Origin of the sequence: Edwardsiella sp. EA181011, assembly GCF_000800725.1 — a bacterium.
In the GTDB taxonomy this organism is placed as follows: Bacteria; Pseudomonadota; Gammaproteobacteria; order Enterobacterales; family Enterobacteriaceae; genus Edwardsiella; species Edwardsiella anguillarum.
The window spans coordinates 2298405-2318802 of the sequence record NZ_CP011364.1; the positions used below are offsets into that span (position 1 = coordinate 2298405).

The following is a 20398-nucleotide window of genomic DNA, read 5'->3' on the forward strand; positions in this document are numbered from 1 at the left end:
CTAATAGATTTATAAGATGGGTTACGGCCACGTCCGTCATCGTGTCTTGCGGATGATATTTCCCCGCCGGTACGCTATTGGTGTGATAATAATTTGGCGCGCCGCTTCCGTGCGACGCCTATTGGCAGGTAAATGATGTCGGGCTCCTATACTGTCGCGGCAGAACGCTTTCTATTTAACCCTATATCGTCAGTGATTGAAATATTAATTGCGAATTTCGAAGCTAAATGAAAATAATTGGCGGCGAGGGCGTAGTTTATTCTATATTCCCCGCCATGGTCTATTTTTCCCAAACCGCGCCGGCCGCGGCGATGGCGAAGTGGATTGCGCCCGCGCGGGGTGGGCGTCCGGTGACGCTCCCCCTGCCGGCATACCCGCTTTGGGCCACCCGCTTTTTACGGTGTCCGTGGGTTTAGCCTCACTGGCGCGCCGCTTCCGGCGCCGATCTATTCAGTGATTTCTCATGGGATTATAGGTTACGGCTGGCTTTTGCGTTTGCTCGGTGTTCTCTTTCAACGCCCGATTTTCAGGGCCCTGAAAGGCAACCTGCTGTCTGAATCATCGCCTTTCATTCGCAGGCTCTTTCACGCTGTTGATCACCGCGGCCGCCATTCCCACGTATGCCCGCTGTCCGTGGATGAGCGATGGGCGCAGGCTATCATTCGCTCACGGATAGCGATACGGCTCCCGTAACGGTGCAAGCCTGATACAACCGGCTCGCCTCGGGTAGCGCCAGGCGTGGATTAACCTTATCGATGACAAAAGGGACCACCCATAAGCGCAAAGGCTGCTTACCTGACGTAGGGAACGCAAAATGCTGCGCGATAGGCGCGGTAAAATTGGCATGTGCCGGGTAGACCAGGAACATCTCCCGCACCGTAATGTGCTGATCAAAATAATGATGACCATAGGCAAACATCTGATAGAAATCGCCCTGCTGCAGCGCATATTTATCAGAGCCATTGGCCAAGGTGGGATCAAGCAGCTTCCACTTGGTATCCAGAACGGCGATCACCTGCTTATCCTGTATCATCACCATGTCGGGTTTAAGCCTGAACCACTGCGCATTCGCATGGGTGACCAGGCTCTTGCTCTGAACCTGTGCGTGAACCGCGACCTGCGGCGCATACTGCTCACGCAGGGTCTGCGCCACGTAGCTTTCAAATACCTTCTCCATGGGAAACAATAGTGAGAAGGCCCGGTTATCGCCTTTCATGGTTTGTGGTGAAAAGCCATCTAAAATCAGCTTTGCCCATGCTAACGGCGCCTGATAGTGGTTCATGCCTCTATCAATACGCAAACGCGAGAAATCGCGGTTGTAATCGAGGCTCAGTGGCACATTGTCGAAAAAATGGAGTAGCTCTTGCAGGCGCTTTTGATTCGCGGCATGCCGCGTGATCCTCACTACGCTATTGAGCGCCGAATGCAGCAAACGATTCGCCGGTCTGTCGGTCAGAAACGCATCATATTCGCAGAAGAAGCGCTGTTTATGGATGATGTTCTTGCGCAGGTGCCGGGTGGTGTTGAGCTTACCCTTTAAGTAGTTAATGTTATCTTCGCGGCACAGGTAATCGCTGCGGATCCCCTTTTTGACCAGCGTATTGACCGAGTCCAGAAACTGGCTGATAAACACATCGAGCAAAGGCATCTTCTGACGGCGGATATTGGCCGAGTCAGTCTGAATATGCGCAAACGCTTTTAGGGCCCGCAGCATGATCAGCAGGGCATTACGCGCATCAGCATAGCCCGCCTTGTCGCCGGAGGCGTGATTTAACGCACCGTTGGGCGAGGCGTCGGCGGGTGAGGGGAGACCCAGCTTGGGCAATACTTCAATCTGCGTACCGTCAGGGGTAAAAATCACTCCGGCGTAGTTCTGCGCCTGCAGGGCTTCTACGCCATATTTTGAGCATAAGCGAAATAATTGGCGCTCTTTTGTCGAGCTGAGCGCCATTTTCTTCAAGTAGGCAAAGGCCGCCGCTGATATCACGGCGATCTGATGCGGGGTTGGCGTGATATCACTCTCTTGGCTGACCAAATAGGCGTACTCAAACAGCGTAATATCTTTATACACGGATCGACACATTCTATTCTGCATCCGCTTGGTCGGGGGCGCCGGGTACTTGCTGCTGGCTGCGTTGGTTTGCCTCCTGCGGGGCGTAGATGGCCAGATACGCCAGCGCGTTATCCCACACGGCGGCGGCGTTATCCATCAGTACATATTGCTGCTCAGAGGTAACGTCATCCGCCTGATAATGGCGGCCGAATAACGCGAGGTAATCCACGCTCTGCTGGTGGATAAACTGCAGCGCCTCCGGCTTTTGATTATCGCCCAGCACCAGACGGATCTTGCTCCAATCGTCATAGAAGTACTCTTGCAGCAAGGGTAGAATTTTGGTCTGGAATGCCGCCTTTAGCGCGTGGAACGCCTGAGCATAATCGCCGCTTTGCGCTGCATGATATGCCGGAAAGAAGAAGGCGTGGCCCAGGGTGTGCTCCCGGTCATACAGCGCCGCAATCCGCGCATTTAGTGTGCTGAGCAGTCGCTGCAGATCGATCGTCACGCTATTATCGCACTCAATGCCGGGGGATTTGGCGAACAGCGCGGGGTCGGGCATCATCTCGATAAACTCAAAACGGCGACGTAGCGCGGTATCCATCAGCGCCAACGAACGATCGGCGGTATTCATCGTGCCGATAATATCGACATTCGACGGTACGCTGAATAATTGCTTACTGTAGGCCAGACTAATGGCCATCGGGTGTTTGCCCTGTGCCCGTTTATCAATCTCAATCAGCGAGATCAGCTCACCAAAAATTTTGGAGATGTTGCCCCGGTTAATTTCATCAATGAAGATAGCGTACTGATGCTCTGGATCCTGCTCTGCCCGGCGACACAGCGTTAAAAATGCCCCGGCCTCTAGCGAGTAATGGACATTCCCCTCATCATCCGTCGCCGCCTTTAAACCCTCGATAAACTCTTCATAGCCATATGACTGATGGAAGGTGAGCGTGCTGTAACGCTTAACCCGCATCCTCGATTGTGGGCCGCGCTCCAGCTCGGCATACAGCTGCACCAGATCGTCCACCAGCTCTAACTTATCATCGAGTAAAATCCATACAGAATCGGCCGTTTTGTCGAAAACCGCCGGCTCACCGTGGGTTTTATAATTAACGGTGGCGGAGTCTGGCACCGTGAATTTTTGCAAACAGCCCCATGCGATGGGGCCCAGTTTGCCTTCGCATCTGTTGATTGTGGCTTTCGTCTGAAAGTACTTGTTGTTCACGATGTCTGTAACCTTGGCCTGTCTGCCAAGGTCGAGTAATGACAGCACCAGCACCTGCATCCAGGTCAGGGGGGCTATTTTTTCCTGCAGCCACAGCGAATTATCAGAATGTGCCGGTGTACTGGTATATTGTTTCTGTAACGCTTGCAGTGTATAGGTTTTGCCGGTGCCCGGCGGGCCGTAGAAAATAATATTTCGGGGGCGCTGGGTCCGTTTCGGTTTCTCGTTTTGAGACGCTGGTGTGGTCTGATATTCAGCGTCATCTTCATTAACGTGATTCATGGCATGCGTAACCTGCCGTGGTATTTCCACAGACCACTCGTATAAATTCCATAGCAGAATATTGCGGGTAAATACATCCCACTCTGGTGGTATCAGAGGGTTCACGGCCTGGAGGAGATTCTGATTATCATGCAGCCAGTGCCCTGTTGACTGAACATCAATTTGAAACTGTGCTTGTAAACAGCGGCACAGGGAGGGCAGGCAAGAACCATTTGCAATACTGGTATAACGCTCGGGATCGGCGGCGCTAAATACACGGTTAATGACGACCTGACGAAAGCGTTTAAATGTTCCATCAACTTTCCAAATATCAAAAACATGCTGATAGGTCTCTACTGTCGGAGCCTGAATGATCTCCACGGTCAGCTGGCGCAGTAATTCAATATTGGTGTTGAACTCCTCGTTAGGTATCATCCCTTTCCCGGCACTGGCTACGCCGTTGGCTTTCATGCGCCATAACCGGTTGACATCATCATCAGTTATCGCTTTACCGCCCTTAATTTCAGCGGCTAACTGGCAGACCTCTTGATACTGGTGATACCACTGCTGATTAAAATTATGCTGCTGATCCCAGCGCATAAACTGTGTCAATGCATGTGTATTGGCGCCGTCACGCCATAAACTGGCCAAGGTGCTGGCATGGTCAGCCTCAATCACTATGCCTGAATATTGCGGGTGCCACTCCTGCTCCGGCAGCGCCGCATTCAGTAATAACAGCGGTAGCATACCCTCTGCGGCCGTTTTTCGGATGCTTTGTACTTGGAATTGAATATAAGTACTGGAATTTGCTTCGTCGTTCTCATTTGTGCCGACCAACGCTGACTGCGTCACTACCCCTTGAGCAACGATCCCTTGGGGATCATCGCCTAAACGCGTTACATAAACCGTGTCCCCCGATGTTGGCTGTTTACTCTGGCAAGGCCAGCGAATTTCATCGCCTACCTGGCAGTGTAACAAGCTGTCCTGACTGCCATCATTCTGTGTCGGAGACTGCGTTGTATTCCACGTTAATAAATAGGCTGACACCGTTCTTATCCTTTAAAGCTATCACTGATGATTAGCGGTTGAATATGAAGATCATACCTATCATTTTACGCGCTCAATATATAACTGTCGTTGTAACACGTCACGCCTGCTGATATTTCTTAAAATTCTCCGCCTGCTCCAGCACGCTTTTATACACCTCATCATTGGCGACGGGCGGGAAGCCGAAGCGGTGCAGCAGCAGGATCAAATCCACCTTCAGCTTGGCTTTGATGTCATCGCGGTTGCTCCAGTCCGGATACTGGGTGGAGTCATCGACGGTGACCTTCATGGCCTTGGCCAGCGCCAGCATCTTTGCCTCATCATAGGTGAATTGATACTTCTCACACATATGATTCAAGATATCGAGAAAGGCCTTCTCCTCCATATCGATGCCGAGATCGGTGAATGACAGCATTTCCGTTTTAATGTCATAGATCATATCGGTGACCTGCTGGGTAAAGGCATCAAACTCTGCGCCATTGAGCTCGTCATTTTCCTTGCGCTCATTGTACTGCTCCACCAGCGCGGCGAAGCGCTTGGAGAAGTTAATCCCCCGTAGCTGGTTTACTTTCTTGAACTCACTGATGGCCTTGGCCAGCATCTTTTGCAGCAGCTGCATTTTGGTGTTGGGCAGTTTGATTTTGTCGATGCGCGCCAGATAGTCATCATCAAAGATATCAATCGACTCGGCAGCGCTATCGCCCAGCGTAAAAATGGCCTCAACCCCATCGGCGCGGAGCGCCTCGGCAATCATTTCGCGTACCCGTTGGTTCATCTGCGCGGTGTCCGGCGCATCGCCTTTGGTGAGCTTGTAGACGATGGAGCGCACGGCAATATAGAAGTGAATATGGTCCCGCTGCGCTGCGCTGCGCTGATCGACTCACTGCCGACACAAATGTCATAAGCCGCTTTGAGGCGCTTCACCAGCCCCATATAGCGCCGCTCCCGCTGTTTGGTTTGCAGTACAAACTCCGCCGCGCGGTTGAGGCAGGCCAACTGCCGCGTCGGCTCACCGCTAAAGTAATCGCCGCTGTCAAAGGGGTGAAACAGCGTGGCCAACAGGTCGAGGTGATTACGCACTTCAATCAGGGATTGCCCAATATCTTCGATATTGGCCTCATCCGCCTTCGCGTACATCGCCAGCGCCATGTTCATGCGCGATTTAATCCCGATGTAATCCACCACCAGCCCTTTCTCTTTCCCTTCAAACTTGCGGTTGACCCGCGAGATGGTCTGGATCAGGTTATGCTTTTGCAGCGGTTTATCGATGTAAAGGGTATCGAGCTCCGGCACATCAAAGCCGGTCAGCCACATATCCACCACAATGGCGATTTTGAAGTTGGACTGCGGGTTCTTGAACTGCTTATCCAGCTCCTTGCGGTACTCTTTGCTGCCAACCAGGTTATACAGCTGCTCGTCGTCATCCTTGCCACGGGTCATCACCAGGTTGACCATCGGCAAGGCGAGCAGCTCTGCTTGCTCTTTGGCGCTAAGCTTAACCCCGTCCATGGCCTGTTTCTCTTCAAACCACGCCGGGCGCAGCGCCTTTATGCACTGGTAGAGGTCATAGGCAATTTCCCGGCTGGCACAGACAAACATCGCCTTGCCGGTCACGGTGGCGCCTTCGCGCACCCGCTCCTCGTAGTGGGCGACAACGTCATTGGCCAGCGCCGCCAGCCGGTCAGGATCGCCTAGAATGGCGTGCATACTGGCCGTGGCCTTCTTGCTCTCCTCTATCTGGTACTCGCTGGCCCCCTGTGCCTCGCACGCCTGGTAGTAACGCTCTATCTCCTCCAGCTTGCCGTTATCCAGCGCCACTTTGGCCGCGCGCCCTTCATAGACAATGCGCACCGTGATACCGTCATTGACCGATTCGGTCATGGTGTAGCTGTCGATGGCCGGGCCGAACACCTCCAGCGTGGCATCAATCGGGGTGCCGGTGAACCCCACATAGGTGGCGTTGGGCAGAGAGTCGTGCAGGTATTTGGCAAAGCCGTAGCTTTTTTTGTAGGTATTGGCGTTAAGGTCCAGGCGCACCTTCTGATCAAGGTTGACCTGGCTGCGGTGCGCCTCATCGGAGATACAGATGATATTGCTGCGCTCAGAAAGCCGTTGGATATCTTCGGTAAACTTATGAATGGTGGTGAGAAAGACCCCGCCGCTGGCCCGTCCGGCCAGCTGTTCGCGCAGATCCTGACGGCTTGCCACCTTCACGATGTGCGCATCGCCGATATAGCCGCTGGCGTTGCAGAATTGCCTGGCCAACTGATCATCCAGATCGGTACGATCGGTGATCAGAATTAAGGTGGGGCTTGAGAATTCGACGCTTTTCATCAGCAGGCGAGATAAAAATAGCATGGTGTAGCTCTTGCCACAGCCGGTGGCGCCAAAGTAGGTGCCGCCTTTACCGCTGCCGCCGAGATTGACGCCCTGCGCATTGAGCTGCTTACGCTCTTTCTTGATGTTGTAGTAGAGCTTACGGGCGGCGTAATACTGCGGATAGCGGCAGCAGATTTTGATCTCGCGCTTAGCGCTATCCGGGAAGAAGATAAAGTTTTTCAGCACATCCAGCAGGCGTAGGGGCTGGAACAGCCCCTGAATCAGGGTGTACAGGGCGTTAATCCCCTCTTTCTCGTTCGACTCGCTGCCGCTGATTTTGCGCCAGGCGTAGAAAAACGGATACGGGGCAAACAGGTTACCCTGCTTGGAGTTCACCCCGTCACTGACAATACACAGGGCGTTATAGACAAACAGCTGCGGGATATCGCGCCGGTAGCGCACGCACAGCTGCCGCCAGGCATCATGGGTGGTCGCCGCCGCTTCACGCACCGCCGATTTAAACTCAAACACCACCAATGGCAGTCCGTTGACATACAGAATCGCATCGGGGATGCGGGTCTGGGCACCGCCGTCGCGGCTCTGGCCCTCAATCTCCAGCTGATTCACCAAGCGGCAGCGGTTGTCGGGGCCGACGGGGGGCAGGGGCGCGCCACAGAACAGCGCCGCCAGCCCGGCCTCCAGCGCGCGGGTATTCAGCAGCTCGATATAGAGATCTTTTTGTTCAGCGTCATCGCGCTTAAACAGAAAGCCATTGCTGAGCCACTGGCAGAAGGTTTTGTTGCTGGCGTAGAGGTCACTGGCCGACAGGCTTTTAAGCTGCCTGAGGATGCGGGTGATTTCGCTGTCGCTGATGCCGTCATCCTGATAGCGGCAGGCCAGATAGTGACGCAGGTCGGCCTCAATCAGTACCTCTCTCTTGCTGCTGCGCGGCACCGTCTCACCAAGGTGATGCGGGTAATAGGCCTTACCCTGCGCATCCTGGTGCTCGCCGAGCAGGTCGATAATGGCCTGTTCCAGTTTTGCTTCCGTGAAAATATGGCTCATGGCGTTGTCTTTCTATCGTAAGGTCAGAAGGCTGCCATACGCTGGGGATGGCAGTCTGACAGGGTTAACAGTCGGTATCGCCGTCGGCAAGTGTGCCGTCATCACTGAGGCGCAGTTCGCCGGAGATCAGTTTAGGGAGTAGCGTGTCACGGATATTGGTTAATTCGGCATTTTGTTCATCATTTTGCTGTGATTTATGCTCATTGAGATCAATGAAATTATTGAATTTAGATAGCACTTCAATGTTAGGGAGAATAAACGATATGTTTCTAAGCACTTTAAGTGATAAATACCTTTGGGTTGTTCCTGCGGATCTTGATTCAAGGTACTCCTGCATTCCCTTTGACTTTAGCAGCTCAAAGAAATACATTTTTATCTGAGGTGTTTTAGATGTCTTAAATAACCCAACGTTTTTGATCGCAAAGCACACATTTTTTGTACTAACAAGACATGGAATGCCTAAAGTCCCAATCATTGTGAGCAAGATATCCCCTTGTTCAACATTACTGCGCTTATTTACCTCGTTATAATCCATCTCTGAAATAAGGTAAGCATTGGCCAAGTCAAGGCGACCAGATGTTAAATTTTTAGATGTGACTAATGGAAAACCAAATTCTGATTTCTTTGGCGAATCATGAGTGCCATCTCGGACATCAATTTGTTTACCTGATGATGTGATATTCCACCCCTTAGGCACCCATCCACCAAGCCCTAATGAGGGCTCGTCGCACGCTTCAAATGCGGCAGGGAATAACTGACGGGTTTCAGCCGGTAATGGCGTAAAATCAGGGTGCTCACACACAACTTTGCGCTGCTCGGCGCGGCGCAGCAGCGCTTCGGGCAGATCGCTGTTTTGCTCAAAGAAACCGGCATCCAGTGCGTTATCAATCACGGGGTCAAAGTCGACAAACCATGACTTAAACAGCGCCTGCGCCATTTGTTCAAGGGTTTGGTTGATTTGGCGATTGATGTGCGCTTTATCGTCAAGCCTTTTAATCACTTCCCCAATGACCTTTCGAACATTTTTGGGAGGAAGCCTGAACTCAAAGTTTTTAATTTGTTTACCACTAATGTGCGGAACTGCAGTACCTGTCTGAATTAGTTTTACATACTGAACAAAACTATAAGAAGAAATAATATATCGGATAAAATCCTGATCTGATGAATCTTCACAACGTAGACAAGCTACTCGTTGAACCAATAAGCAAGGTAAGTCATTTTCATTAATCTGAGCTGTTTTCAATCCAGCTTCTATCCAAGGGCGATCCATAGCTAAAATGACGTCACCAGTGCGAAGATAATAATTTCGCTCTTTAGAACCTATTTTATCGTCTGGAAGCATTTTGACGTTTTGCCAGTTCAATGTTCCTTGCGCAATATTATCTCCACGAAGAAGCTTGACACCATCAACCTCGGAGTAATCTTTACTTTTAAATGGATGCCCAGTAACGATTTGAACAAAATCACCAAGCTTAATTAAAGGCCACTTACTCCCCATAACCCAGCGCCTCCATATTGGCGCGGATCGCCGCATCCAGTGCCTGCGCCTCATTTATCTGGCGATACAGGGTTTGCGTCAGCTCTCGCATCTTGGTTTCAAAGGCGACGCCATCATCTGCCACCTCGGCGGCACCCACATAGCGCCCCGGGGTCAGCACAAAGTCATTGGCCTTTATCTCATCCAGGGTGGCGACCTTGCAAAAACCGGCGTGATCCTGGTATTCACTGATACTGATTTCGCCCGCCTTAACGCGACGATTCAGTTCACTTGCGGAGCAGCGCCAGGCATGGAAGGTATCGGCAATACGGGCGATATCGGCGGCGGTCAGCTCTTTGTTGGTGCGGCTCACCATGGTGCCCAGCTCGCGGGCATCGATAAACAGGGTTTCACCGCTGCGGGCACGGTAGCCGTAGCGGGGGTTGGCCTGTTTGCTTTTGCTGATAAACCACAGGCACACCGGAATCTGGGTGGTGTAGAACAGCTGCCCCGGCAGGGCGATCATGCATTCAATGCGGTCATCTTCAATCAGCTTTTGGCGGATTTCCCCTTCGCCGCTGGTGTTGGAGCTCATTGAGCCGTTGGCCAGCACAAAACCGGCGGTGCCGTCGACACTCAGCTTGGCGAGCATGTGCAAAATCCAGGCATAGTTGGCGTTGCCGGTCGGCGGGGTTCGAAAGCCGGCAAAACGCGGATCATCGGTTAGCTCGGACTCGCTGCGCCACTCCTTGAGGTTAAACGGCGGGTTGGCCATGATAAAGTCGGCCTTCAGATCGGGGTGCTGATCGGCAAAGAAGGTATCCGCCGGGCGTTCCCCCAGATTACCGATCAGCCCGCGGATCGCCAGGTTCATCTTGGCCAGCTTGTAGGTGGTGGTGGTCAGCTCTTGGCCATAGATGGCAATATCTTTGCTCTTGCCCTGATGGCTTTCGACAAACTTGAGCGACTGCACGAACATGCCGCCGGAGCCGCAGCAGGGGTCATAGATTTTGCCCTCATAGGGCTCCAGCATCTCCGCCAGCAGGGTGACCACCGACTTGGGCGTGTAGAATTCGCCGCCGCCTTTTCCCTCGCTGGCGGCAAAGCGGCCGAGGAAGTATTCATACACCCGGCCCACCAGGTCCTCTTCGCTTAGCTGGCATTCGCTGGCCAGCGTATCGATATTCTCGATGGTGTCGATCAGCGAGGCCAGCTTCTTCACCTCTAATCCCTGGCGGGAGAAGTAGTTATCCGGCAGTGCGCCGGTCAGCGCGCTGTTGCTTTTTTCAATGGTGGCAAGCGCGCTATCAATAATCACCGCGATATCGTCCTGCTTGGCGCGCGCCTTCACATAGGACTAGCGCGCCACCTCCGGCAGGAAAAACACGTTATCCTGCTGGTAGAACACATCCATATCGACAAAGGCTTCTTGCCCGTTGGCAATCAGCTGTTTCCGCTTGGCCTCAAACTTATCGGTGATAAATTTAAGGAACACCAGGCTGAGCACCACGTGCTTGTATTCGGAGGATTCAACGCTGCCGCGTAGCTGGTTAGCGGTATCCCACAGGGTCTCTTCAAAGCCTTTCTTATTGGCGTTTTTTTTGGCGTTGTTTGCTGAAGCTTTAGCCATCACTCAGTATCCACGATGAATCAGTCAATTTGCGGTTTATGATACCAGATAGCGCTCGCCTGTTGCAGGGGACGTGCAGGTAATCCATTGACAGATCACTCTATCTTGAACTAGGGCACGCTACGCCCCCGGCGCGGAGGCGCGGATAGCGCCGCCCCGGGCGGCCAATGGCGGCGGGCCGGTTAGGGGCAAGGGCGGGGGTAGGCTAGGGGCCGTGCTCTTGAAGCGTATGACCCTCTTGGCGGGGTGGCCCCGGGCCGCAGGGGGGGCGTTCTTTGGTGCGGCAATGTGCGGCCGCGGCGATGGCGGCGTGGGGCGCGCCTGCGCGGGGTGGGGGGCATCCAGGCTGAAGCGTGTCGCTGGCTGGGGGATAACGGGCAGGCCGATGGGCGCGCCGACGCGCGCCCGCTCCGGTTTTAGCCGATCCTCTCCACGATCAGGGCGATCCCCTGGCCGCCGCCGATGCACAGCGTCGCCAGCCCCAGGGTTTTGTCCCGGGCGGCGAGCGCGTGCAGCAGGGTGACCAGGATCCGGGCGCCGCTGGCGCCGATGGGGTGACCCAGCGCGATGGCGCCGCCGTTGACGTTGACCTTCTCGGCATCCAGCCCCAGCGTCTTGCCGACGGCCAGGAACTGCGCGGCAAAGGCTTCATTGGCCTCGATCAGATCGATGTCGGCTATCTGCAGCCCACACTGGCGCAGCGCCTTCTGGGCGGCGGGGACCGGCCCCATCCCCATCAGCGCCGGCGCGACGCCCGCGCTGGCATAGCCCTTAATCCGCGCCAGCGGCGTCAGCCCCGCCGCCCGGGCGGCGCTTTCCTCCATCACCACCAGCGCCGCCGCGCCGTCGTTGATCCCCGAGGCGTTGCCGGCGGTGACGCTGCCGGCTTTATCGAACGCCGGGCGCAGGGTGGAAAGCCCTTCCGCCGTGGAGTCGGCTTTAGGGAATTCGTCGCGCTCAAAGAGGGTGGTTTTTTTACGCGATGTCACGCTGACCGGGACGATCTCGGCTTGAAACGCGCCGCGCTGGAGGGCGCGGGCCGCCTTTTGCTGGGAGTGCAGGGCCAGCGCGTCCTGCATCTCACGGCTGATGCCGTATTCGCGGGCGATGTTTTCGGCGGTGATCCCCATCGGGTAGCCGTGGGTGGCGCACAGCAGACCATCCTGCAGGATGACGTCGGTCAGCGTGCCGTCGCCGAGGCGGTAGCCCCAGCGCGCCTTTGCACTCAGCAGGTACGGCGCCTGACTCATGTTTTCCATGCCGCCGGCGACCAGCGCCTGCGCTTGCCCCGCCTGAATGGCCTGGGCGGCCAGCGCCACGCTCTTAAGCCCCGATCCGCAGACCTTGTTGACGGTAAAACCGCAAACCGCCTCGCTGAGGCCGGCCCGCAGCAGCGCCTGGCGCGCCGGGTTTTGCCCCAGGCCGGCCTGCAGCACGTTGCCCATGATCACCTCATCCACCCGCTGCGGGTCGAGGCGGGCGCGTTCCAGGGCGGCCCTGATGACCGTGGCACCCAGATCGACGGCACCCATCTGAGACAGGGCGCCGTTGAAGCTGCCGATGGCGGTGCGTACCGCGCTGACGATGACACAATTTTTCATCTTCTGTTCCTTAAAAACGGGGAGAGGGCGCGGTCAGAACAGGGTCAGACCGATGACAAAAATGACGCCGGAGAACAGCAGGGCGGTGATGCAGTAGCCCATGATGTCGCGCACCCCGAGCCCGGCGATGGCCAGGGCGGGGAGCGCCCAGAAGGGCTGCGCCATGTTCATCCACTGCTCGCCGTAGGCGATGGCCATCACCGATTTACCGAGATCGGCCCCCAGGGTTTGCGCGGCGGGCAGGACGAACGGCCCCTGAATGACCCAGTGGCCGCCGCCGGAGGGCACGGCAAAGTTGATCAGCGCAGAGCTGAAGAAGGTCATCAGCGGGAAGGTGTCCTTATTGGCCACGTTGATGAAGAACTCGGTGATCAGGCCGCCGAGGCCGGAGTGCTCCATCATCAGCTGGATCCCGGCATAGAACGGGAACTGAATCAGAATGCCGGCGGTGCTACGCGCGGCGGCGCTGATGGCGCGCATATAGGCCATCGGCGTTTTGTGCAGCAGCAGACCGGCGATCATAAACATCATGTTGACGGTGTTGATGGTGATGTTGAACCCCTTCTCGACGAAGTAGATCCCCAGATAGGCGATGCCCAGCGCGCCGATGATCAGCGCCAGCGTCCGGCTCTCTTCCAGCTTCTCCGACGGGGGGGCGTCGGCCGGTAATCTTTTTTGGAAATCGGCCTCCTCCTGCAGCAGGGCCGGATCGATGCTGACGACCTCCGACGGCCTGGGGGTCATCAGGCGGGTAATAAAGGGCATCACCACGATCAGGGCGAGGGTGATAAACAGGTTAAAGCCGGTGAAGAGGGTATCGCTGACCGGAATTAACCCGGCGACGTGCTCCACCGGGTTACCCGGGGTGGCCGCCAGCAGGGGCATCGAGCCGGAAAAGCCGCCGCCCCAGGTCAGAAAGCCGATGTAGGCGCAGGCGATCAGCAGCGGGTAGTCGGAGCCCGGCACGCGGCGGGCGACTTCGCGGGCAAACATCGCCCCCACTACCAGCCCAAATCCCCAGTTGATGACGCAGGCTACGGAGCCGAAAAAGGTCACCAGCATCACGCCCTGGGCGGGAGTCTTGGCGGCCGACGCGGCGGTGCGCAGTAGGCTTTTCACCGGGGCGGAGCTCGCCAGCGCGTGGCCCGTCACGATGATCAGCGCCATCTGCATGCCGAACGCCAGCAGGTTCCAGAAGCCGTCGCCCCAGAAGCGCACCATGCTGAGCGGCGTTTGCGGCGTCAGCCACAGCGCGATGCCGAAGGTCAGCAGGGTCAGCAGCATGGCGAAAATCAGCGGATCGGGCAGCCAGCGGCTGACGAAGCGCGCCATAAAGCGTGAGATGCGGCCAATCATGCGTCACCTCGCATGATCAGCAGATCGGCGGCGACGTCAAAATGGGCCTCGGTCTTCGCGCGCAGGGTGGCCAGATCGCACCCTGCGGCGAGTTCGGTCAGCCACATTTTACCGTCCGTAAAGCGGAATACCGCCAGCTCGGTAACCAGCACATGCACCGCATGGCGGGCGGTGAGGGGCATGGTGCAGCGGCGGAGAATTTTGGCCGATCCATCCTTGGCGCAGTGCTCCATCGCGATGATCACCCTGCGTGCCCCGGTGACCAGATCCATCGCCCCCCCCATGCCCGGCACCATTTTGCCGGGAACTACCCAGTTGGCGAGGCTGGCCTGTTCATCGACCTGCAGCCCGCCCAGTACGCAGGCGTCCACGTGGCCGCCGCGGATCAGGGCGAACGACAGCGCGCTGTCGAACATGGCTGCGCCCGGCAGGATCCCGCAGGGCTGTCCCCCGGCGTTCACCAGGTCGGGGTGGGCGGCGGTGACCGGCCCCAGCCCCAGGAATCCGTTTTCCGATTGCAGGGTGATGTGGATGCCCTGCGGCAGATGGTTGGCGACCATTGTCGGCAGGCCAATGCCCAGATTGACGATGTCGCCATCGTGCAGCTCTCGCGCCACGCGGCGCGCAATACGCAGTTTCGCATCCATTATTTATTCTCCTGAGGCAGGACGATATGGTCGATGACCGCGCCGGGCGTCACGATGTGGTCAGGCAGCAGCGCGCCGGTTTCCACCAGCTCGTCCGGCTCAGCCAGGGTGACGTCGGCGGCGAGGGCGATCAGCGGGTTAAAGTTGCGGGCGCTGAGCTGATAGGTCAGGTTACCCAGGGGGTCGGCGCGATGGGCGCGGATCAGCGCCAGATCGGCGCGCAGCGGACGCTCCAGCAGCCAGGTTTTGCCGTCGAGCTCTAGGGCCTGTTTGCCCTCGGCGACGACGGTGCCGACGCCGGTGGGGGTCAGAAAACCGCCGAGTCCGGCGCCGCCGCAGCGGATCTGTTCAATCAGGGTGCCCTGTGGAACCAGCTGAACCGCCATCTCCCCGGCAATCATGCGCCGCCCGGTTTCCGGGTTGGTGCCGATGTGGGAGGCGATGACGCGGCTGACCCGCCCGTTGACGATCAGCGGGCCGATGCCCGTATCGACAAAGGCGGTATCGTTGGCGATCAGGGTCAGGTCCCTGACGCCGGACTCCAGCAGGGCCGAGATCAGGCGGGGTGGGCTGCCTACGCCCATAAAACCGCCCACCATAATGGTCATGCCGTCGCGAAACAGCGCGGCAGCACTCTGTAAGGTAATCAGCTTGGTTTTCATTATTGTTCCCTGTTACGTACTTTAATTTAGGTACCTAAAGGGAATAGCAAGCCGGATGCCAGAGTGGCCGGAGGAGAGGGTTATTGAATATCTTTTTGAATAATATGAATTATGTTTGATGTCGCCGCGCGGCGGTGAGCAGAGGTACTGTGCAGCGCTTTGCGCACTGTGCAAAATTCTGCATAGCAGATTCTGGTCGCGCTCGGCGCGCCGTCGCTATGGGCGGCGCCTAGGGCGAGTCCCGTAACGGGTCGTGAGCGTCGATGCCGCGCACAGTGACGGGTCACGTCCTAGCTCCCGGCCGGATCGATGCCGTACTCCTGCAGTTTGTACATCAGGGCGCGGCGGCTGATGCCAAGCATGAGGGCGGTGCGGGTGCGGTTTCCCTCCTGCTGCTCGAGCACTTCGCTGATGATGCGCCGCTCCTCGCGCTTGATCTCCTCTTTCAGATTGCGTTCGCCGGGCGGGGGAGTGTTGGTGCCGACGCCGATGCTGCTGACGCCGCTGAGGGGCCGCTGCAGCAGGGACGGCAGATCGTCGGCAAAAATGACCGCGCCGGTGCTCATCACCACCGCGCGCTCAATGACGTTGGAGAGCTCGCGGATATTGCCCGGCCAGAGCCAGTCGTTGAGCAGCGACAGGGCGGCAGGATCGATCTCAATCATGTCGCGCTGATTCTCCGCGCTGAACTTTTGTAAGAAATGGTTGGCGAGCAGGGCGATGTCCTGCCGCCGTTCGCGCAGCGGCGGCAGCTGCAGATGAATGACGTTCAGGCGATAGAAGAGATCGTTACGGAAGCTGCCCTCGCGCACCATTGCCTGCAAATCTCGGTTGGTGGCGGCCACGATGCGGATATCCACCTGAATGGTTTGATGTCCCCCCACGCGCTCGAACTCCCTTTCCTGCAGGATCCGCAGCAGCTTGGCCTGCAGCGGCAGCGGCATTTCGCCGATTTCATCCAGTAGCAGGGTACCCCGGTGGGCGCGCTCAAACAGGCCCTGGCGCAGGGCCTGTGCGCCGGTGAATGCCCCCTTCTCATGGCCGAACAGCTCGCTTTCCAGCAGCGACTCCGGCAGGGCGGCGCAGTTGATTTTGATAAAGGGGCCGTTTGCACGGCGCGAGCCATAGTGAATGGCGCGGGCAATCAGCTCCTTGCCGGTTCCGCTCTCTCCGCTGATCAGAACGTTGGCCTGCGAAAGGGCAATTTTCGCGGTGTCTTTGCAAATCTCCATCATGCGCGGGCTGTTGGTCAGGATATGCCCCCACTGCCAGTGGGTACTCAGGGCCTGATGCAGGCTGCGGATCTCCTGCTTCATCGCCTGCAGCTGCAGCGCGCGCTGGATCAGTAAGTTCAGCTCATCCAGATCGAAGGGTTTGATCACATAATCGAATGCGCCGCTGCGCAGCGCCTCGACGGCGGTCTCTACCTCGGCGTAGGCGGTCATCAGAATGACGGGCGTGCGCGGCTGCCGGGTGCGCATGACTTTCAGGGCGTCGATTCCGTTCATGGTCGGCATGCGGATATCCATCAGCACCACGTCCGGCGGCGCGTCGGCAAAGCGCTGCAGCGCCTCGGCGCCGTGGCTGGCGGTGAGTGCTTCATGTCCCTGGAGCGTCAACGCGGTGGTGAGCATGCGGCGCACATTATCTTCGTCATCCACGATGAGAATACGGTAGTGGGCTTTCATTCTGCTGGGCTCTCCGGTGGATTGAGCGGTAACGTGAGGATAAAGGTCGAACCGCCTCCCGGCGTGCTGACCACGTCAATATCCCCCCGGTGGGCGTTGATGATGCGCTGGCTCAGCGCCAGTCCCAGGCCGGTCCCCGAGGCCTTGGTGGTGAAGAAGGGATCGAAGATTTTCTTCTGTAGCGCGATATCGATGCCGCAGCCGCTGTCCTCTATCGCCACCGCCTGCTGCGCGGGGGTGGGTTGCCAGGTGCGTATGCGAATCTCGCCGCGCGCGCTGATGGCCTGCACCGCATTGATTAAGATGTTCAGCAGCACCTGCTTGAGCAGCTCGCGATCGGCCACGATCGCCGGCAGCGTCCTGTCTAGCGCGCAGTGGAAGGCGACCCGCGCCTGAACCCCGGAGGTTTGCACCAGGATCAGCGCCTCTTCGATCAGCGCATTGAGCGACACCCGCTGCCACTGGCTTTGCCGCGGCCGGGAGAAGTCGAGCAGCTGCTGAATGACTTTATTAATGGAGTCAATCTCTTTCAGTACCACGGACAGGTACTCCTGATGCGCAGGCAGGGCGGTCTGCGAACGGATGATCTGTACGTAGCCGCGGATGGCGGTCAGCGGATTGCGCACCTCATGGGCGACGCCGGCCATCAGCTCGCCCAGCGTGGCAAGCCTTTCGGTTTGCGCCAGGCGGCGCTGGGTCTCTTTGCGGGCGGTCAGGTCGGAAAAAATCACCAACGCCCCCATCAGTTCGCCATGGGGATTGTGGATGCGGCTGGTGGTAACGCTGAGTTCGATGGTTCGATGACGCGCCGGGAAGCTGACCTCTTGCGCCAGGTGTGCGGTACCGTGCGCCAGGGTATCCAGCACCGGACTGGCGAAATGAGAATCGGAGAACAGGGCGGCGTAGGGCTGCCCGACCAGCTCATCCAGCGTATAGCCGGTGATGGCCTCTGCCGCCGGATTGATGGTGGTGACCGCGCCCAGCCTGTCGATGGCGATCACCCCGTCGGCGGCGTTTTCAATGATCAGATCGTTAAGGGTCTTGGTCTCACGCAGCGTTTGCGCCAGCGCGTTGACGCTGCGACTGATTTGCCCCAGTTCGCCGGGCAGCTCGGGGAGCGGCGCCGGCGTTTTATGCGCCAGCGTCGAGAGCCCCTCGGTGATGATGTCGATATTGGCGCTGAAGCGCCGTGAAAAGAGGACGATCAGCAGCAGGCTACACAGCAGGCCCGTCGCCAGCGCCGCCATGATGCGCAGATCCATTTGCCTGGCCTGACGGTGAATATCCTGCGTCAGCTCGTTGGCCCAGATGTAGCCCGTCACCTCGCCGTCTCGCCGAATGGGACGCATCGAGTTGAGAATATCGCCGCGCACCTGGCGGCCGGAAAAGACGAGCGGTATATCGCTGCGCATCACTTCGCGCCCGGGGTGGTCGGCGGCAATGGTCACGCCGACGTTGCTTTGATACAGCGTGAACGGGGCATAGGTAATAATCGCATCCAGCGTTTTGCTGTAGTAGCCCGCGCCGATGCCGGGAAACGCCTGGGTGATGTGCTCGGTGATGGGGCTAAGCTCGACATTCAGCGCCCGGATACGCTCAGCGCGCGGCAGCGCCGCGAAAGAGTCTAGGCGTTCGCCCAGCGCCTGGTCGAGCAGCTGGACGACGGCGGCCAGCTTTTTCTCTTTTTCGGCCAGCACCGCGGAGCGCCCCTCGATCTCGACGATATAGCCAATCGACAGCGTCGGCACGATGACCATCAGGATCGCCATGAGTATCATTTGATTGCGTAATCGTCGTGGGTATAACCCTCTTAAAAAGCGCATGCAGGTATCCCGGTGGCTCGGCGTAGGCAAACCCCCATTATCGACGTTTGCGCCGGCGGTTTCTCAGCGGCGCATCATGTTCCGGCAAGTGCGGCACATATGTGCGGCGGCGCCGCGCCGCGGGGATGCCGCGATGGCAGGGGGAGAGAGGCGGCCCGCCGGCCGCTGGGGATTGCTGGGCGGGTGCGAGGCGCCGCAGCCGTCTCGGCGTCGGCGTCAAGTCTCTGAGCGATGGCCATCAGACGCTCAGCGTGGGGTGGCCTGTGTCCCGTAACGGGTCGTGAGCGTCGACGCCGCGCACAGTTACGGGACACGCCCTAGGTGGCGATCGTTAGAGCGCGCCCCGGCGCTCCCCCGAATTGATGAGCTCATCCATGGTGTCGATGACGTGTCGCAGCGCCGTTGCCGCCGGCGGCGTCTCGCCGGGGGGAGAGTAGAGCACGCAGAGGTCGGCGGGAATGGCTTGTTGGAGGCGGATAAAACGCACATGGGGCCATTTCTGGCGGCTGTAGCTGGCCGGTACCAGCGCCACCTGCTGGCTGGTGGCCACCACCGCCATCAGGGTGTTGGGTTCGACCACCTCCTGATTGAGCCGGGGGTAGAAGCCCTCCATCAGGCAAGAGTTGATGATGAGGTTGGTCGAGGCGGAGTTGGCGCGACTCATCAATACGAAGGCTTCCTCCGCGAGCTCGGTCAAGGAGACGCGCTTGCGATCGCGTAGGGGATGCTCGTCCGATACCACTACTATCATCGATTCGCGATAGAGGCTCTCGGCCAACAGCGGGTGAATATTGATGGTGTCGGCGAAACGGGCGAGGCCGAGATCGATCTCTCTGCTGAGCAGCGCCTGCTTTTGCCGCTCAGGAGAGAGCTCGGTAAAGCTGATCTGCAACTCGGGGTAGCGTTGGTGACACTGGCGGATCACCTCACCAAAGCCGGCCCAGAAAACGGTGCTGATCAGCCCGATGCGGATCTGGTTGCGCTCTCTGCGACCCGCCTGTACCACCCGGTTGAGGCTACTCTCCAGCATGTCGAACAACAGGGTGCATTCGGCCAGCAGCAGATGGCCGGTCGGCGTGAGGCTCACCTGGCGGGTATGGCGATCGAACAGCGCCGCCCCCAGCAGGGATTCGAGCTCCCGGATCTGGGCGCTAAGCGGCGACTTGGAGACATTGAGCCGCTCGGCGGCACGGCTGAAGTGGCCGTGGCTGGCCACCGCGTGAAAGTAGCGTAGCATCTTGAGGGAGACGCGATCGCGCCAGTGGTTGTCGAGGGACAATGGACGGCTCTCCTGCTCTCGTGGATGGGGGACGCCGGTGCGATCCCGGTCAAAGATCGCAGCGCCGAGGGCGTCGGTTCGCGGATCGGTGCGCGGGCGATTCCCGCTCCGCCTCACACCGTTGCCTGCGTTTTTTACTTAACTCTTTCTGCAATCCGGGGATAAATGGCCGCCAAACGGCCCCCATCAGCCCAACCTTGGCGTGTCAATCCCATTTTCGGCCGCTCTCCGTGGCTTTATTGTGCCGAAAATCAGGATA

10 protein-coding genes and 2 pseudogenes are annotated in these 20398 nt (G+C 57.8%); all 12 read right to left on the minus strand.

Annotation, left to right across the window (positions count from 1 at the left end):
- Nucleotides 1-658: 658 nt before the first annotated feature.
- The 12 genes and pseudogenes from QY76_RS10145 to QY76_RS10205 all read right to left on the minus strand — a co-directional run bounded on the left by QY76_RS10145 (nt 659) and on the right by QY76_RS10205 (nt 20256).
- Nucleotides 659-2071, minus strand: a complete 1413-nt coding sequence (locus QY76_RS10145) for an McrC family protein (protein ID WP_235439373.1) — start codon at nt 2069-2071, stop codon at nt 659-661.
- Between the two features lie 13 nt (nt 2072-2084).
- Nucleotides 2085-4592 (minus strand): AAA family ATPase, encoded by a 2508-nt coding sequence (locus QY76_RS10150; RefSeq protein WP_235439374.1) that lies wholly within the window; start codon nt 4590-4592, stop codon nt 2085-2087.
- A 100-nt stretch (nt 4593-4692) separates the two neighbouring features.
- A pseudogene (locus QY76_RS10155) lies at nt 4693-7976 on the minus strand (type I restriction endonuclease subunit R).
- 64 nt (nt 7977-8040) lie between these two features.
- Nucleotides 8041-9474, minus strand: coding sequence for a restriction endonuclease subunit S (locus tag QY76_RS10160; RefSeq protein WP_049648802.1), 1434 nt, complete (start codon nt 9472-9474; stop codon nt 8041-8043).
- Nucleotides 9464-11083, minus strand: a pseudogene (locus QY76_RS10165) (type I restriction-modification system subunit M). The gene QY76_RS10160 and the pseudogene QY76_RS10165 overlap by 11 nt, the downstream one beginning before the upstream one ends.
- A 416-nt stretch (nt 11084-11499) precedes the next feature.
- Nucleotides 11500-12684 carry an acetyl-CoA C-acetyltransferase gene (locus QY76_RS10175; protein WP_045427294.1) on the minus strand — a complete coding sequence of 395 codons (1185 nt, stop codon included), beginning with the start codon at nt 12682-12684 and terminating at the stop codon, nt 11500-11502.
- Between the two features lie 33 nt (nt 12685-12717).
- Nucleotides 12718-14040 (minus strand): TIGR00366 family protein, encoded by a 1323-nt coding sequence (locus QY76_RS10180; protein WP_034164860.1) that lies wholly within the window; start codon nt 14038-14040, stop codon nt 12718-12720.
- The gene (locus QY76_RS10185) at nt 14037-14687 is read right to left on the minus strand and encodes a 3-oxoacid CoA-transferase subunit B (protein ID WP_034164861.1); all 651 of its coding nucleotides are present in this window, start codon (nt 14685-14687) and stop codon (nt 14037-14039) included. The genes QY76_RS10180 and QY76_RS10185 overlap by 4 nt, the downstream gene beginning before the upstream one ends.
- Nucleotides 14687-15349 (minus strand): acetate CoA-transferase subunit alpha, encoded by a 663-nt coding sequence (atoD, locus tag QY76_RS10190; protein ID WP_034164862.1) that lies wholly within the window; start codon nt 15347-15349, stop codon nt 14687-14689. The genes QY76_RS10185 and atoD overlap by 1 nt, the downstream gene beginning before the upstream one ends.
- 290 nt (nt 15350-15639) lie before the next feature.
- Nucleotides 15640-17037, minus strand: a complete 1398-nt coding sequence (gene atoC, locus QY76_RS10195; RefSeq protein ID WP_045427297.1) for an acetoacetate metabolism transcriptional regulator AtoC — start codon at nt 17035-17037, stop codon at nt 15640-15642.
- Nucleotides 17034-18860, minus strand: coding sequence for a two-component system sensor histidine kinase AtoS (atoS, locus tag QY76_RS10200; RefSeq protein ID WP_071844158.1), 1827 nt, complete (start codon nt 18858-18860; stop codon nt 17034-17036). Before atoS ends, atoC begins: the two co-directional genes overlap by 4 nt.
- Nucleotides 18861-19191: 331 nt before the next feature.
- A complete protein-coding gene (locus QY76_RS10205; RefSeq protein ID WP_235439375.1) occupies nt 19192-20256 on the minus strand; it encodes a LysR family transcriptional regulator in 1065 nt (354 codons plus the stop codon).
- Between the last annotated feature and the right edge of the window lie 142 nt (nt 20257-20398).